Raw genomic sequence first — 15,933 nt, 5'->3', positions numbered from 1 at the left:
GCCCGCCGATGCGCTTCCGCCACCCAGACGGCTCCACCGTCCACCTCGCCTACTGCACCAACGTCCATCCCGCGGAGACCCTCGATGGCGTTCTCGCCCAGCTCCGCGACCACTGCGAACCCGTACGCCGCCGCCTCGGCCGGGACCGGCTCGGCATCGGACTCTGGCTCGCCAGGGACGCCGCCCGCTCCCTGATCACCGACCCGGCCTCGCTGCGCGCACTGCGCGCCGAGATCGACCGCCGCGGCCTCGAGGTCGTCACCCTCAACGGCTTCCCCTACGAGGGGTTCGGTGCCGAAGAGGTCAAGTACCGCGTCTACCAGCCGGACTGGACCCGCCCCGAACGCCTCGCCCACACCGCCGACCTGGCCCGCCTGCTCGCCGCCCTCCTTCCCGACGACATCACCGAGGGCACCATCTCGACACTGCCGATCGCCTGGCGCACGCCCTTCGACTCCCGGGCCGCGGACACCGCCCGAACCGCCCTGACCACTCTTGCCGAACGCCTCGACGCCCTTGAGGAACTCACCGGGAAGTCCGTCCGGATCGGCCTCGAGCCGGAACCCGGCTGCACCGTCGAGACCACAGCGGACGCCATCGCCCCGCTCACCGCCCTCTCAAGCCCCCGCATCGGCGTCTGCGTCGACACCTGCCATCTCGCCACCTCCTTCGAAGACCCGCACACCGCCCTGGACGCCCTCGGCGCCGCCGGCATCCCCGTCGTCAAGACCCAGCTCTCCGCCGCCCTGCACGCCGAGCACCCCCATCTCCCCGAAGTCCGCGCCGCACTGGCCGAGTTCGCCGAACCCCGCTTCCTCCACCAGACCCGCACCCGGACCGCCGCCGGTCTACGTGGCACCGACGATCTGCCCGAAGCCCTCGCGGGCCGTTCGCTCCCTGACGGCGCCCCCTGGCGCGCGCATTTCCACGTGCCGCTCCACGCTCCACCGGCGCTCCCGCTCACCTCCACCCTTCCCGTGCTCAGGTCCGCCCTCGCCCTGCTCGTGGGCGGCCCCCGCCCGCGGACCCACCACCTGGAGGTCGAGACCTACACGTGGCAGGCGCTTCCGGCCGACCGGCGCCCCCGCACCCGCGCCCGCCTCGCCGACGGAATCGCCTCCGAACTCACCCTGGCCCGTGACCTGTTGACCGACCTCGGCCTCAAGGAACTCCCATGACCGGCCCCCGGAGCGACACCCGACCCACCCCCCTCCTGGTCCTCGACGTCGTCGGTCTCACCCCCCGCCTCCTGGAGCACATGCCCCACCTCCGGGCTCTCGGTCGGACCGGATCGCAGGCGGCTCTCTCCACCGTCCTGCCGGCCGTCACCTGCACCGCCCAGTCCACCTTCCTCACCGGCACCCTCCCCTCCGAACACGGCATCGTCGCCAACGGCTGGTACTTCCGCGACCTCGGCGACGTCCTCCTCTGGCGCCAGCACAACGGCCTCGTCTCCGGCGACAAACTCTGGGACGCAGCCCGACGCGCCCACCCCGGCTACACCGTGGCCAACATCTGCTGGTGGTACGCCATGGGCGCCGACACCGACATCACCGTCACCCCCCGTCCCGTCTACTACGCCGACGGCCGCAAGGAACCCGACTGCTACACCCGGCCCCCGGCCCTCCACGACGAACTCACCGACAGACTCGGCACCTTCCCCCTCTTCCACTTCTGGGGCCCTGGCGCGGACCTGGTCTCCAGCCGGTGGATCATCGACGCCACCCGCCACATCCTGCGCACCCGCCGCCCCGACCTCGCCCTCTGCTACGTTCCGCACCTCGACTACGACCTCCAGCGATACGGCCCCGACGACCCGCGGTCCTTCCGCGCCGCGGCCGAACTCGACACCGCCCTCGCACCCCTCCTCGACGACGCCCGCGCCGAAGGCCGGACGGTCGTCGCCCTCTCCGAGTACGGCATCACCCGCGTGAACCGGCCCGTCGACATCAACCGGGCCCTGCGCCGAGCCGGCCTCCTCGAGGTCCACACCCAGGACGGCATGGAGTACCTCGACCCGATGGCCTCCCGGGCCTTCGCGGTCGCCGATCACCAACTCGCCCATGTCTACGTCCGACGCCCCGAAGACCTGGACGCCGTCCGAGAGATCCTCGCCGGGCTGCCCGGCATCGAGCGACTCCTCGACGACGAGGGCAAGAAGGAGCACGGCCTCGACCATCCCCGCTCCGGGGAGCTCGTCGCCCTCGCCGAGCCCGACGCCTGGTTCACGTACTACTACTGGCTCGACGACTCCAAGGCACCCGACTTCGCCCAGCTCGTCGAGATCCACCGCAAACCCGGCTACGACCCCGTCGAGCTGTTCATGGACCCGCTCGACCCGTACGTACGGATCAAGGCGGCGAAGGCGATCGCCCGCAAGAAGCTCGGTATGCGCTACCGGCTGGCGGTGGTCCCCCTCGACCCCTCACCTATTCGCGGCAGCCATGGCCGCCTCCCCACGAGCGATGACGAAGGTCCGCTCATTCTGTGCTCCACCCCCCGCGCTGTAAGCGGCCGCGTCGCGGCCACCGATGTGAAGTCCCTCTTGCTCCACCTGGCCGGTCTTCACTGACCGGACTCCAGTGAAGCAGACCCGACCGACAACAAGGAGTTATCCACAGATGAGCCGCACCCGCCGCACACCCGCCGACCCGGAGCTCACCCACAAGCTCAGCAGACGGAACATGCTCGGCGTCGCCGCAGGCGCCACCGCCGCGGCACTCCTCGGCGCGACCGCCCCCACAGCCGCGGCCGCCGAAGCGGGCGCCGACACCGCGGCCGCGGACCGGGGCCACGGCCGGGGCCGCCCCGTGCTGCCTCCCGGCCGCCTCGGCATCCAGCTCTACTCCCTGCGCGACAAGGTGGCCACGCTCGGCTTCGCGACCGTCTTCGCCGAGCTGAAGAAGTACGGCTACGACGAGGTCGAGTTCGCCGGCTACAGCCAGGGCTCGGCCGGCCCCATCACCCTCGCCCAGCTGAAGAGGCTCACCCGCGACAACGGCCTGCGCGGCATCGGAAGCCACGTCGGCTACTACTCCTCCGACCCCAACGCGTACACCTTCGCCCAGAACCTCGACCAGGTCCTCGACGACGCCCAGGCCCTCGGCCTCCCGCACATCGGGACCGCCTCGGGCCCGTGGCGCTACGGGGCCACCGTCGACGGCTGGAAGCGCTGCGCCGAGGAGTTCAACCACTACGGCGCCGAGGCGAAGAAGCGCGGCATGAAGTTCTACCAGCACAACCACGCCGAGGAGTTCTCGTTCGCCACCGACCGGCCGAACGTCCGCCTCTACGACGTCCTGCTCGCCGAGACGGACCCCGATCTCGTCCACCTCGAAATGGACATCTACTGGGCGTACGCGGCCCAGTTCCGCTTCTCCCGCCGCGTCGACGGCACTCCGGCCCCCTTCGACCCGCTGGACTACGTACTCGACCAGCCGCACCGCTATCCGCTCTTCCACGTCAAGGACGGCGAACGCGACGACTCCGTCCGCGACGGCTACCGCATGGCGGACGTCGGGGACGGAGACATCGACTATCGGCGCTTCATCTCGGCGGTGAACCGCACCCAGCACGGCTACCGCTCCCACCACTGGCAGGCCGAACACGACAACCCGGTCGAGTCGTTCGCGTTCGCCCGCAAGTCCGGCGCGCACCTCCACTCCCTGCGCGAGAAGGACTGCTGACCGGGACGGCCACCCTGCTCACGCGTCCCGGCTGATCGGCCGCGGGTTCGCCGCCACACGGCGGGCCCGCGGCCTTCCCGGCGGATGCAGGAAGATCGCCACGAACCCGGCGAACAGCGAGATCGACCCGGCCAGCAGGAACGCGCCCGAGTAGTCCCAGGCCGAGACCACGACCGCGCCCATGCCCGAGCCGAGCAGCCCCGACACCAGCTTGGAGCTGTAGACCAGGCCGTAGTTGGAGGCGTTGTTGTTCTCCCCGAAGTAGTCGGCCGTCATCGCCGCGAACATCGGGAAGATCGCGCCGCCACCGAAGCCGGAGATGCTGGAGAACACCAGGAACAGCGGCAGGTTGTGGATCGTGCCGGACCAGAGGATGCCGTACTGGGCCAGCCCGAGGACGATGCAGACGAAGATGAGGCACTGCTTGCGGCCGTAGCGGTCGGAGAGCCAGCCGATCACGCCGCGCCCGGTGCCGTTCACGATGGCCTTCAGCGACATCGCGGTCGCCACGATCCCGCCCGCGAAGCCCGCCTCGTCACCGAACGGGACCTGGAAGGCGATACCGAAGATGTTGACGCCGGATGTGCACAGCAGACAGAACCACATCAGCGCGACCCGCCCGGTCCTCCAGGCCTCGATCGGCGTGTACTGCTTCACAGCCGGCGGGTTCTTCTCCAGAGCCCTGCGCGCCCGCGGGTCGTCCGGCTTCCGCAGCGGATCCACGGTGTCCGGCCACCAGTTCTTCGGCGGGTCCTGGAAGAAGTACCCGGCCACGGCCACCATCGTGGCCAGGAAGAGCCCGACGGCCACCAGCACCCAGCGGAAGTTCGTCAGATCCATGTAGCCGGTGAAGATGAAGACGAACGGCACAGATCCGTACGCGAAGCCGCCGTTGACGAACCCCGTCTTTCCTCCCTTCCGCTCCGGGTACCACTTGCCGACCATGTTGACGCAGGTCGCGTAGACCATGCCCGCGCCCATGCCGCTGAACATGCCGAAGCCGAGGTACGCGACGATCACATGGGGTGCGAACGCGAGGGAGACATAGCCGAGCAGGGTTCCGACGGCGCCGAGCATCATCGCCCAGCGGGCCGGCAGTTTCCCGCTCTCGCGCAGCTTGCCCGCCGGGAAGGCGACCGCTGCCTGGAAGAACACCCAGACCCCGAGCATCCAGAAGATGTGTGCGCTGCTCCAGCTGTGCGCGGTGTGCAGGGTCTCCTCGGCGGAGGCGAACGCGTACTCCGCCGAGCTGATGCCCATCATGCCCACCCAGGGCAGGATGACCATCCACTTGCGTTTGCGGCCCATCAGATCGATGTCGGTCTCGCCCAGCCGGTAGGTACGGCCGTTGGCGTCCGTCACCTCCCTGTAAGGGAGGGTGGTGGTGATGTCGGTTGTCGTCATGGAGATCGAACCCCTTGCGTGGAAGAAGTCTGGCCAGCGCCCCCTGTCCGTTCCCTTCGCACCGGGGCCCGCGGCGAGCGGCCACCGCGAGCCCCGTGGTTCGAGCTGTCGCTCAGCTCATCGACCGCCCCCCAACGCCGTCCTCGCCCAGCAGCCCCGCCGCCCGGGCCCACCGGTACTTCGCACCGAGCACCGCCACGGGCCGCTCGGTCGTGTACGGGTAGGCCACGACACCCCGTTCGAAGAGGTACTGGCATGCCTCCTCGACCTCGACGTCGCCCGCGAGCGACGCCACGACCGGCTTCTCGATGCCCCGCTCGCGGAACTCCGCCACCACGCGCGCGGTGAGCTCGGCGAAGACCATCGGGGGAGTGACGATGGTGTGCCAGTAGCCCAGGACGAGTGCGTGGATCCGGGGATCCTCCAGGCCGAGCCGGATGGTGGCCTCGTACGTCGACGGCGGCTCGCCGCCCGTGATGTCGATGGGGTTGCCCGACGCCCCGAAGGGCGGGATGAACGCCTTGAAGGCGGCGTCCAGGTCGTCCGGGATCTCCATCAGCCGCAGCCCGTTGTCGACGATCGCGTCCGACAGCAGTACCCCCGACCCGCCGGCGCCGGTGATGACGACGACGTTGTCCCCCTGCGGGGCAGGCAGGACGGGCAGCGCCCGGGCGTACTCCAGCATGTCGCTGAGCCCCGGTGCGCGGATGACCCCCGCCTGCCGAAGGATGTCGTCGTACACCGCGTCGTCACCGGCGAGTGCGCCCGTGTGGGAGCCGGCCGCCCTCGCCCCGGCGCTGGTCCGGCCCGCCTTGAGGACGACCACCGGCTTCTTGGGCACGGTCTGCCGGGCCGCTTCGACGAAGGCCCGCCCGTCCTTGAGGTCCTCCAGGTGCATCGCGATGCACTCGGTACGGGGATCCTCGCCGAACCAGGTCAGCAGATCGTCCTCGTCGATGTCCGACTTGTTGCCGAGCCCGACGATCGCCGACACACCCGTCCTCGTGGTGCGGGCGAAGCCCAGGATGGCCATCCCGATCCCGCCCGACTGCGAGGTCAGCGCCACGCCACCCTTGACGTCGTACGGTGTGCAGAAGGTGGCGCACAGGTCCTGCCAGGTCGAGTAGTACCCGTAGATGTTGGGGCCGAGGAGCCGGATTCCGTACCGTTCGGCCACGGCGACGATCTCGTCCTGGAGCGCGTGCTCACCGGTCTCGGCGAAGCCGGACGGAATGAGCACCGCGTTGGGAATGCCCTTGCGACCCACCTCCTCCAGCGCCGCCGCCACGAACGGAGCGGGGATCGCGAAGACCGCCACATCCACCTCACCGGGAACGTCCGTGACACTCTTGTACGCCTTGCGGCCCAGAATGTCATCGGCCCGGGGGTTCACCGGGTGGATCTCGCCCGGGAATCCGCCGTCGATGAGGTTGCGCATCACCGAATTGCCGATCTTGCCCTGCTCGTTGGAGGCCCCGATGACGGCCACCGCATTCGGCTGCATCAGCCGTCGCATCGACCGCAGGATCTCCTCGCGGCCGAACGTCCGGCGTGGAGCCGGGACTTCGGTGGCGAGAATGACGCGGATGTCGGCCGCCATGGCGCCCTCGGGCGTGGCGATCACCGGATTCAGATCGACCTCGGCGATCTCCGGGAAGTCGGTGACCAGTTGGGAGACGCGCCGGATCTGCTCGGCCACCGCCCACCGGTCCACGGCCGGCGCCCCGCGCACTCCGCGCAGGATCTCCGCCGCCCGGATCGAGTCGAGCATCGACGCCGCCTCGTCGGCGGTGACCGGAGCGAGCCGGAAGGTGACGTCCTTCAGTACCTCCACCAGCACACCGCCGAGCCCGAAGGCGACCACCTTCCCGAAGGCCGGGTCGGTGACGGCGCCGACGATGACCTCCTGGCCCGGTGGCAGCATCTGCTGCACCTGCACGCCGTCGATGCGTGCGTCCGGCGCGTAGGCCTTGGCGTTCTCGACGATCCGGCAGAACGCCTCACGGACCTGGGCCGCCCCCTCCACCCCGACGACGACACCACCCGCGTCGGTCTTGTGCAGGATGTCGGGCGAGACGATCTTCAGCACCACCCTGCCGCCGAGACGGTCGGCCTGCGCCACCGCCTCGTCGACGTCCCGGGCGAGCGCCTCACCGGGCACGGCGATGCCGTACGCGTCGGCGATCGTCTTCCCCTCGGGCGCGGTGAGCGCCGTGCGCCCGTCCGCCCTTACGGCGTCGAGCAGTTCGCGTACCGCCCGCCGGTCGAAGCTGTGCGTCGCCACTAGATCACCCCACTCGTCTTCAGCAGCCGCAGCTCCTCGTCGCCGAGACCGAGCTCGCCGATGTACACCTCTTCGTTGTGCTCGCCGAGCAGCGGCGACGTGATCACGTCGACCGGGGAGTCGGAGAGCTTGAGCGGGGAGCCGACCGTGGTGAAGCTGCCGCGCTCGGGGTGGGAGACCTCGACCACCATCTCGTTGGCGACCAGCGAGGCGTCCTCGATGATCTCCTTGGTGGACAGGATCGGACCGCACGGGATGCCGCGTGCGTTCAGCAGCTCCAACACCTGCCACTTGGGCAGCGTCGAGGACCACTCCTCGATGAGCTGGAACATCTTGGGGAGCTTGGGCAGCCGGGCCTCCGGCGTCGCCCACTCCGGGTCCTCGGCGAGCTCGGGCCGGCCGATCAGCTCCGAGATCGGGGACCAGCCGACGGGCTGGACGATGACGTACACGTAGTCGTTCGGACCGCCGGGGGCGCAGCGCACCGCCCAACCGGGCTGGCCGCCGCCGGAAGCATTACCCGAACGAGGGACTTCCTCGCCGAAATCCTCGTTGGGATACTCGGAGAGCGGTCCGTGGGACAACCTCTGCTGGTCCCGCAGCTTCACCCGGCACAGATTCAGCACCGCGTGCTGCATCGCGACGTTCACCCGCTGCCCCCGCCCGGTGTTCTCGCGCTGGAAGAGCGCCGCCAGAATGCCGGCCACGGCATGGACGCCGGTGCCGGAGTCACCGATCTGGGCGCCCGTCGCCAGCGGCGGCCCGTCCTCGAACCCGGTGGTGGCCATCGAGCCGCCCATGGCCTGAGCGACCACCTCGTACGCCTTGAAGTTGGTGTACGGCCCGTCCCCGAACCCCTTGATGGAGGCATAGACGATTCGTGGATTGATCTCCTGGATGCGTTCCCAGGTGAAGCCCATCCGGTCGACGGCTCCCGGGCCGAAGTTCTCGACCATCACGTCACTGCGGCGGATGAGCTCGGTGAGGAGCTCCTTGCCGCGCTCGGTCTTCGTGTTGAGGGTGATGCTCCGCTTGTTGCAGTTGAGCATCGTGAAGTAGAGCGAGTCGACCTCCGGGATGTCCCGCAGCTGCTTGCGGGTGATGTCACCGGAGGGGGCCTCCAGCTTCACCACGTCCGCGCCGAGCCAGGCGAGCAGCTGGGTGGCGGACGGGCCGGACTGCACATGCGTCATGTCGAGGACGCGGATGCCTTCAAGAGCCTTGGTGCCCTGTGCCTTGGTCATGACCGGGCCCTCCTCACTTGTACATGGTCTGGTTCATGGTTCCGGGGGCGTACGCGTCGGGGTCGACCCAGACGTTGATCAGCGACGGCAGTCCGGACTCGCGGGCCCGTCGCAGCGCCGGGGCGATGTCGGCGGGGTCCCGCACCTCCTCGCCGTAACCGCCCAGCATCTGCGCGAACTTGTCGTAGTGGACGTCGCCGAGGGTGTTGCCGACCCGCTCGCGCTCCAGGCCGTACTTCTGGGCCTGGCCGTAACGGATCTGGTTCATGGAGGAGTTGTTGCCGACGATGCCGACGAAGGGGAGGTTGTAGCGGACGAGAGTCTCGAAGTCCCAGCCGGTGAGGGAGAACGCGCCGTCACCGAAGAGGGCCACCACTTCCTTGTCGGGGCGCGCCTGCTTGGCCGCCAGGACGAAGGGGATGCCGACGCCGAGCGTGCCCAGCGGCCCCGGGTCCATCCAGTGCCCGGGTGACTTGGGCTGGACGACCTGACCGGAGAAGGTGACGATGTCCCCGCCGTCGCCGATGTAGATCGAGTCCTCGGTCAGGAAGTCGTTGATCTCGCTGACCAGGCGGTACGGGTGGATCGGCGAGGAGTCCGAGCGCAGCTGCGGCAGCCGCTTGTCCAGGGCGGTCTGCTCGGCGGTGCGCAGCTCCTCCATCCATGCCTTGCGCTTGATGGCGCCGCCGTTGAGCCGGCCGCTCGCCGCCTCTGTCACCGACTTCAGGATCAGCCCCGCGTCGCCGACGATCCCGAGGTCGATGTCGCGGTTCTTGCCGACGGTCCGGTAGTCCAGGTCGATCTGGACGACGGTGGCGTCCGGGGAGAGCCGCTTGCCGTAGCCCATCCGGAAGTCGAAGGGGGTGCCGACGATGACGATGACGTCCGCGTTGGAGAAGGCGTAACGCCGCGAGAGCTGGAAGTGGTGCGGATCGCCGGGCGGCAGTGTGCCGCGCCCCGCGCCGTTCATGTACGCGGGGATGTTGAGGGTCCGTACGAGCTCGACGGCCGCGTCCGTGGCCCGGGTCGTCCAGACCTGGCTGCCCAGCAGGATCGCCGGCTTCTCGGCGTGCACGAGCAGATCGGCGAGCTTCTCGACCGCCTCGGGGTCGCCGCCGCTGCGGGTGGACGCCCGGTACTGCCCGGCCTCGGGCACGCGTGCCTTCTCCACCGGGACGGTGGCGTCCAGGACGTCGCGCGGGATCTCCAGGAAGGACGGTCCAGGGGCGCCGTGGTAGCACTCACGGAACGCCATGGAGACCATGTCCGCCGCTCGCGCGGTGTCCGGCACGGTCGCGGCGAACTTGGTGATGGGCGTCATCATGTCGACGTGCGGCAGGTCCTGCAGCGAGCCCATCTTGTGCTGGGTGTGCGCTCCCTGACCACCGATCAGAAGCATGGGTGACTCGGCGCGGAAGGCGTTGGCGACGCCGGTGACGGCGTCGGTGGTTCCGGGCCCCGCGGTGACCACCGCGCAGCCGGGCTTGCCGGTGATCCGGGCATAGCCGTCGGCGGCGTGTGCGGCCACCTGTTCGTGGCGTACGTCGACGACTTCGATGCCCTCGTCGACGCAGCCGTCGTAGATGTCGATGATGTGGCCGCCGCAGAGCGTGTAGATGCGGTCGACGCCCTCCGCCTTGAGGGCCTTGGCGACCAGATGTCCACCGGAGATGCGTTCCTGCTGGGCCTGCTGGCTGTCGTCGGGCATGGCGAAGTCCTGTCCCTTCGTAGGGGGTTGAGGTGCTGTCGCGGTCGATTGCATACAGTCGACGAATACTGTATGAAGCTTGTTATCCCGCATCGCCCGGATGGTGTCCAGGGGGTGTGCGGCACTTTCGAGACAGGGAGCCGAGATGGACCTGTACGAGCACCAGGCAAGGGAACTCTTCAAGGGCTACGGCATCGCGGTCCCCGACGCCGCCGTGGTCGACCACCCCCGCGAGGCGCGGCACGCCGCCGAACTCCTCGGCGGACGGGTGGTGGTCAAGGCACAGGTGAAGACCGGAGGCCGGGGCAAGGCGGGTGGTGTCAAGCTCGCCGCCGACCCCGCCGCCGCCGAGATCACCGCACGTCAGATCCTCGGCATGGACATCAAGGGCCATACCGTGCGGCGAGTGATGCTCGCCCAACCCGTCGACATCCAGGACGAGTTCTATGCGAGCTACGTCCTCGACCGGGCTGCCGGCACCTTCCTCGCCATCGCCTCCGCCGAGGGTGGCATGGACATCGAGGAGGTCGCCGCCACCCGCCCCGAAGCCGTCGCCCGCATCCCCGTCGACCCGGCCGAAGGCGTCACCGAGGCCAAGGCCGCCGAGATCGCGGCCGCGGCGGGTCTGCCCGCGGAGGCCGCCGGCGCACTGCGCCGTCTCTGGGAGGTCCTCGTCCGGGAGGACGCCCTCCTCGTCGAGGTCAACCCCCTCGTCCGTACCGCCCAGGGCGCGATCCTCGCCCTCGACGGCAAGGTCACCATCGACGACAACGCCGTCTTCCGTCAGGCCCGTTGGGGCGAGACGCCGGACGCACCGGCGGCCGAGGCCGACCCGCTGGAAGCCGCCGCCAGGGCCAGGGGCCTCAACTACGTGAAACTCGACGGCGAGGTCGGCATCATCGGCAACGGCGCCGGACTCGTCATGTCCACCCTCGACGTCGTCGCCGGCCGGGGTGCCCGCCCCGCCAACTTCCTCGACATCGGCGGCGGCGCCTCCGCCCAGGTCATGGCCGACGGCCTCGACGTGATCCTCTCCGACCCCGAGGTCAGAGCCGTACTCGTCAATGTCTTCGGAGGCATCACCGCCTGCGACGCCGTCGCCGAAGGCATCGTCCAGGCCCTCGAATCCGTCCACCTGACCAAGCCGCTCGTCGTGCGCCTCGACGGCAACAGCGCGGCACGGGGCAGAGCCATCCTCGACGCCCGCGCCCACCCGCTGGTCGAACAGGTCACCACGATGGACGGCGCCGCCGCCCGCGCAGCCCAGCTCGCCACCCGCTGAAGGGAAGCAACGCCATGGCCGTCTTTCTGACCAAGGAGAGCAAGGTCCTCGTCCAGGGCATGACGGGAGCCGAGGGCATGAAGCACACCCGCAGGATGCTCGCCGCCGGCACCGACATCGTCGGCGGGGTCAACCCGCGCAAGGCCGGCAGCACCGTCGACCTCGACGGACGCGTGATCCCGGTCTTCGGATCCGTCCGCGAAGGGATGGACGCTACCGGCGCGGACGTCACGGTCGTCTTCGTCCCGCCGCCGTTCGCGAAGGCGGCCGTCATCGAAGCCGTCGACGCGGGCATCGCCCTCGCCGTCGTCATCACCGAAGGCATACCCGTCCACGACACCGTCGTGTTCCAGGCACACGCCCGCGCCCACGGCACGAGGATCATCGGCCCCAACTGCCCCGGCCTCATCAGTCCCGGCCAGTCCAACGCGGGCATCATCCCCGCCGACATCGCGGCCAAGCCCGGCCGCATCGGACTCGTCTCCAAGTCCGGCACGCTCACCTACCAACTCATGTACGAGCTAAGGGAGTACGGGTTCTCCTCGGCCGTCGGGATCGGCGGCGACCCGGTCGTCGGCACGACCCACATCGACTGCCTCACCGCCTTCGAGGCCGACCCCGACACCGATCTGATCGTGATGATCGGCGAGATCGGAGGCGACGCCGAAGAGCGCGCGGCCGAGCACGTCGCCGAGCACATCACCAAGCCCGTCATCGCCTACGTCGCCGGCTTCACCGCCCCCGAGGGCAAGACGATGGGCCACGCGGGCGCCATCGTCTCCGGTTCGTCCGGGACGGCCGAGGGGAAGCGGAAAGCCCTGGAAGCGGCCGGGGTGCGGGTCGGCTCCACGCCCACCGAAACGGCCGGCCTCGTCCTCGCCCGGCTGGCGAGCCCCGGCGCCCTCACCCACGATTGACGCGGCCACCGCGCCACAAGCCCGCCGGTGCCAGGCCGCCCGGCCCCACCCGCCCGCGCGATCGCCCCAGCCATCGCGCCCACCCGCCCGCGCGATCGCCCCAGGCGTCGCGCCCCCAGCCATCGCACCCTCCCGCCCGACTGTGCACCGAGAGCGGAGAACCCTCCATGGCACCCACCCCAGCCCCTTCCCCAACCCCAACCCCAACCCCAACCCCCACCCTCCGACTCAAGCCCGGTACCGCCTGGTCCGACGCCTGGCAGCGCTGCCTCACCGCCGCCCCCGAGGCGTTCCGCGACGACAGCGTCCGCAACCTCTGGAACGGCGCCTGGCAGTCCGACGGCCGACCGCTCCCCGGCACCAGCCCCGTGGACGGCAGCCCCATCGCCGGCCCGCCGCGCCTCGACGCCACCACCGCCCACCAGGCGGTACGCGCCTCGCTCGACCAGCACCGTGCCTGGCGGCACATCCCGCTGCCCGAACGTCGGGCCCGTGTCTCCGCCACCCTCGACGCACTCACCGCGCATCGGGAGCTGCTCGCCCTCCTCCTGGTCTGGGAGATCGGCAAGCCCTGGCGGCTGGCGCGGGCCGACGTCGACCGCGCGATCGACGGGGTGCGCTGGTACGTCGACGGCATCGACCCCATGCTGGCCGGCCGTGCCCCGCTGCCCGGCCCGGTATCCAACATCGCCAGCTGGAACTACCCGATGTCCGTCCTGGTCCACGCCATGCTCGTGCAGGCGCTGGCCGGCAACGCGGTCATCGCCAAGACCCCGACCGACGGAGGCCTCGCCTGCCTCACCCTCGCCTCGGCGCTCGCCGCCCGCGAGGGCATCCCGATCACCCTGGTCAGCGGCAGCGGCGGCGAACTCTCGGAAGCACTCGTCCGCGCCCCCGAGATCGGCTGCGTCTCCTTCGTCGGGGGCCGCGACACCGGCGCCCGGATCGCCACCGCGGTCGCCGACCTGGGGAAACGCCACATCCTGGAGCAGGAGGGACTCAACACCTGGGGCGTCTGGAACCACACCGACTGGCCCGCCCTCACCTCCGTGATCCCCAAACTCTTCGACTACGGCAAGCAGCGCTGCACCGCCTATCCGCGCTTCGTCGTCCAGCGCACCCTCTTCGCCGACTTCCTCGCCGCCTACCTGCCACCCGTCCGCGCCATCCGGTTCGGCCACCCGCTCGCCGTCGAACACCCGGAGGACGACCTCCCCGACCTCGACTTCGGTCCCCTCATCAACGCGGCCAAGGCCAAGGAGCTCGGCGACCTGGTCTCCGAGGCCGTCGACCGGGGCGCCGTCCCGCTGCACCACGGTTCGCTCGCGGACGGCCGCTTCCTGCCGGGCCAGGACACCTCCGCCTACCTACCGCCCGTCACGCTCCTGAACCCGCCCCCTTCCTCACCTCTCCATCACGCCGAACCCTTCGGGCCGGTCGACACGATCGTCCTGGTCGACACCGAGGCGGAGCTGCTCGCCGCGATGAACGCCTCCAACGGGGCCCTCGTCGCCACGCTCTCCACGGACGACCAGGAGACGTACGACCGCCTCGCGCCGCAGATCCGTGCGTTCAAGACCGGTCACGGAAAGCCCCGCTCGCGAGGGGACCGCGAAGAGCTCTTCGGCGGCTTCGGCGCCTCCTGGCGCGGGGCCTTCGTCGGCGGCGACCTGCTGGTCAAGGCCGTCACCGAAGGACGGGACGGACCCGACGGGGCGCGGCTGCCGGGCAACTTCCCCGACTACCACCTGATGCCCTGACCGGGGCCGTTCACCCGATGCCCTGACGGTCCGGCTCCAGGGCGAAGGTCCGGTCGGCCGCCTCCGGCACCGAGCGCTCCACCAGCTGCGTCAGCAGCGCGCGGTGCCGGAGCAGGGGTGCCCTGCGCTCCTCGGGGACCAGCGACAAGAGGTCGTCGATCCCCGCCAGCATCCGCCGGGACACCTGCGGGCTGTCGGCGGCGCAGCCGCGGACCTCGGTGAAGCCCAGATCCACCAGATCGGTCCACTCGGGTCCGTCCTGCACCAGCCGGACCGAGCCCGCGCGGTCCCGGTGCTGGACGGACCCCAGCGGCCGGTTCGCCAGCACCGCGAGGATCTGGACGATCCGGTCCAGACACTGCGCGGCCGTCGTCGGGTCGTTCACGGCGGGGGAGAGAGCCCGCAGCGCGATGTCGGCGAGCTGCCGCAGCCCGAAGCCGAGATCCTGGTGGAACGTCCGCTCGACCCCGAGGGAGACCGCCGAGGCCAGCCGGCGCGGCACCTGCCCTCCGTGCACGGCGAGGATGCGGGTCCCGGGCACCACGAAGTCCCCGATCTTGGGGACCAACCGCAACACCACTCCGTGCCGTTGCGCGCCTCCGACGAGCCAGGCCACATTCAAATCCCGCAGCACGCCGGCACGGCCCCGGTGCACCAGGAACGCCGTGGGCTCCCCGAGCTCGCCGACCTCGTCCCCGTACAGCGGCTGCTTCACGAGCACGGACAGGGCCTCGGTCGTGATCCGTTCCACCACGTGCCCCACCCGCATCAGCTGCAGCGTCGTGCTCACATACGCGACGAAGAGCAGCAGGCTCAGCGCCACCATGATCAGCGTCAGTACGGCCTGCACCAAGGGCACGACCTTCACGTACCGCGGATCGGTCTCGCTCTCGTACGAGGCCAGGACGAGCAGGGAGAGCAGGAAGGTCGACAGGAAGACGGAGAAGGTCGCCTTGGTGATCCGGCTCCGGATGAAGATCCGCACGATCCGGGGACTGAACTGGCCGCTCGCCATCTGTACCGCGACCAGCGAGATGGAGAAGACGACACCGATGAAGGTCATCATCGCGGAGGAGATCGTCGTCACGATCGTCTTGGCGTCGTCGGCGATCCCGATGAGTTCGGCGATCTCGTCGTACGCCTCGTCCTCGCGGAGCCAGTCGACGATCGCCTCGTCCAGAGCCGTCGCACCCATCCACAGCGCGACGATCGCCACCATCGAAAGGATCGGGGCGAACCAGAACGTGTCCCGCAGATGCTCCCGCAGCGGCGACAGCATCCGGGGCCTGCGGTGGGTCGACCTGTGGTTCTCGGATCGGTTGCTCACCCAGGGCAGGCTAGGCGGCACGGCTCGCCACTCCGCGTATGCGTACGGCGACACTCTGTGCGACGTTCGGCGGGCGCGGACTGGATCAAGGACATCCAGGCCACCGCACCCCACTGACCACGGGAAACGTGGGTGAAAGGCACCTCGAACCCCTGGTAGAGTTATCCATGTCGCCGCGGGGAACACCCCAAAACGACACAACACCTGGTCCGGGTGGCGGAATGGCAGACGCGCTAGCTTGAGGTGCTAGTGCCCTTTATCGGGCGTGGGGGTTCAAGTCCCCCCTCGGACACCGGAGAAATATGAAGGCGGGTCGTGGCT

11 protein-coding genes and 1 tRNA gene are annotated in these 15,933 nt (G+C 69.9%); 7 read left to right on the top strand and 5 right to left on the bottom strand.

The features are described from left to right. Positions 1 to 8: 8 nt before the first annotated feature. Genes eboE through ACFC0D_RS02235 form a run of 3 tightly spaced genes read left to right on the top strand, consistent with a single transcriptional unit; the run spans position 9 to position 3,686 of the window. The gene (eboE, locus tag ACFC0D_RS02245) at positions 9 to 1,178 is read left to right on the top strand and encodes a metabolite traffic protein EboE (protein ID WP_376430563.1); all 1,170 of its coding nucleotides are present in this window, start codon (positions 9 to 11) and stop codon (positions 1,176 to 1,178) included. After that, a complete protein-coding gene (locus tag ACFC0D_RS02240) occupies positions 1,175 to 2,572 on the top strand; it encodes a nucleotide pyrophosphatase/phosphodiesterase family protein (RefSeq protein ID WP_376430562.1) in 1,398 nt (465 codons plus the stop codon). The genes eboE and ACFC0D_RS02240 overlap by 4 nt, the downstream gene beginning before the upstream one ends. A 49-nt stretch (positions 2,573 to 2,621) precedes the next feature. Continuing rightward, the gene (locus ACFC0D_RS02235; RefSeq protein WP_376430561.1) at positions 2,622 to 3,686 is read left to right on the top strand and encodes a sugar phosphate isomerase/epimerase family protein; all 1,065 of its coding nucleotides are present in this window, start codon (positions 2,622 to 2,624) and stop codon (positions 3,684 to 3,686) included. 18 nt (positions 3,687 to 3,704) lie between these two features. Here ACFC0D_RS02235 and ACFC0D_RS02230 read toward each other — a convergent pair whose 3' ends face one another. From ACFC0D_RS02230 to ACFC0D_RS02215, 4 genes are all read right to left on the bottom strand, one after another. Then, positions 3,705 to 5,090, bottom strand: coding sequence for an OFA family MFS transporter (locus ACFC0D_RS02230; RefSeq protein ID WP_376430560.1), 1,386 nt, complete (start codon positions 5,088 to 5,090; stop codon positions 3,705 to 3,707). Positions 5,091 to 5,202: 112 nt separating this feature from the next. Continuing rightward, positions 5,203 to 7,374: an acetate--CoA ligase family protein gene (locus tag ACFC0D_RS02225; RefSeq protein WP_376430559.1), complete on the bottom strand. Its 2,172-nt coding sequence runs from the start codon at positions 7,372 to 7,374 to the stop codon at positions 5,203 to 5,205. Continuing rightward, the gene (gene frc / locus ACFC0D_RS02220; protein WP_376430558.1) at positions 7,374 to 8,618 is read right to left on the bottom strand and encodes a formyl-CoA transferase; all 1,245 of its coding nucleotides are present in this window, start codon (positions 8,616 to 8,618) and stop codon (positions 7,374 to 7,376) included. Before frc ends, ACFC0D_RS02225 begins: the two co-directional genes overlap by 1 nt. Positions 8,619 to 8,631: 13 nt before the next feature. Further along, entirely contained in the window at positions 8,632 to 10,326 is a 1,695-nt protein-coding gene (locus tag ACFC0D_RS02215) for a thiamine pyrophosphate-binding protein (RefSeq protein ID WP_376430557.1), read from the bottom strand. Between the two features lie 145 nt (positions 10,327 to 10,471). Here ACFC0D_RS02215 and sucC point away from each other — a divergent pair, with 145 nt between their 5' ends. From sucC to ACFC0D_RS02200, 3 genes are all read left to right on the top strand, one after another. Further along, the gene (sucC, locus tag ACFC0D_RS02210; RefSeq protein ID WP_376430556.1) at positions 10,472 to 11,608 is read left to right on the top strand and encodes an ADP-forming succinate--CoA ligase subunit beta; all 1,137 of its coding nucleotides are present in this window, start codon (positions 10,472 to 10,474) and stop codon (positions 11,606 to 11,608) included. 14 nt (positions 11,609 to 11,622) lie between these two features. Next, complete coding sequence (sucD, locus tag ACFC0D_RS02205) at positions 11,623 to 12,525, top strand: succinate--CoA ligase subunit alpha (RefSeq protein WP_376430555.1); 903 nt, start codon at positions 11,623 to 11,625, stop codon at positions 12,523 to 12,525. A gap of 167 nt (positions 12,526 to 12,692) precedes the next feature. Continuing rightward, positions 12,693 to 14,285 carry an aldehyde dehydrogenase family protein gene (locus ACFC0D_RS02200; protein WP_376430554.1) on the top strand — a complete coding sequence of 531 codons (1,593 nt, stop codon included), beginning with the start codon at positions 12,693 to 12,695 and terminating at the stop codon, positions 14,283 to 14,285. 10 nt (positions 14,286 to 14,295) lie between these two features. Here the strand turns inward: ACFC0D_RS02200 and ACFC0D_RS02195 are convergent, their stop codons facing one another. Then, a complete protein-coding gene (locus ACFC0D_RS02195; protein WP_376430709.1) occupies positions 14,296 to 15,564 on the bottom strand; it encodes a DUF2254 domain-containing protein in 1,269 nt (422 codons plus the stop codon). Positions 15,565 to 15,819: 255 nt separating this feature from the next. Here ACFC0D_RS02195 and ACFC0D_RS02190 point away from each other — a divergent pair. Continuing rightward, a tRNA-Leu gene (locus ACFC0D_RS02190) sits at positions 15,820 to 15,904 on the top strand. Positions 15,905 to 15,933 lie beyond the last annotated feature (29 nt).

The sequence above is a fragment of the Streptomyces sp. NPDC056222 genome (assembly GCF_042264065.1).
GTDB lineage: Bacteria > Actinomycetota > Actinomycetes > Streptomycetales > Streptomycetaceae > Streptomyces.
This window is presented reverse-complemented; position numbering and strand designations above follow the sequence as displayed.